This window comes from Salmonella sp. SAL04162 (assembly GCF_046551535.1).
In the GTDB taxonomy this organism is placed as follows: domain Bacteria; phylum Pseudomonadota; class Gammaproteobacteria; order Enterobacterales; family Enterobacteriaceae; genus Salmonella; species Salmonella enterica.
Map to the genome: position 1 here is coordinate 1 of NZ_JBGDVX010000049.1, position 616 is coordinate 616.

General features: G+C 51.1%; 1 pseudogene. It reads right to left on the reverse strand.

Annotation, left to right across the window (positions count from 1 at the left end):
* Positions 1 to 563, reverse strand: a pseudogene (locus tag ACLJRH_RS26240) (IS3-like element ISSen1 family transposase); the annotation flags it as partial.
* Between the last annotated feature and the right edge of the window lie 53 nt (positions 564 to 616).

Consider the following 616-nt stretch of genomic DNA (forward strand, 5'->3'; position numbering starts at 1 on the left):
ATAGTGCAGTTTACGCGTACCGATTCGCGGCTGACGGCACCGGGTACGGGCAACAAAATCAAGAACCTGAGCATGATGCTCCTGCCGTTTATTACATCTTGTATTGTACTGGTACCACGCCTGTCTGCTGTGCCCCAGGAACTGGCATGCACGCGTAACTGTTATTTTGGGGGCCTGACTTTGCGTGAGGACTTGCCGGGCCGCTTTTTTACAACACTTACCCCGTAATCATTTTTCAGGACGTTGATAACGCACTCAAAAAACTCAGCTTTCTGGTTTGCCAGCTCAAGCTGTTCTTCAAGTTCCCTGATTCTTTGCTCGGGTGTCAGCGGGATAGTTGTCTGAGCCACAGGCAGTTTCCTCTTCACCAGGTCAGGAAGTCCGGGTCTCCAGTCAAGCCGGCCATATTTACGCAGCCAGACAAGTACGGTGGAGCGCCCCTGAATGCCATATCGCTGCTGGGCCTGTTTATAGGTCATCTCGCCTTTTTCGACCTGCTCAACGACGGCTATTTTAAAGGATAGAGGATAATCGCGTTGGGTGCGTTTGAACTCAGTCATCATCACGTTCTCCGGATTTAAGTCTGGAACGTGTCAACGCTATTCAGGACGGGTCA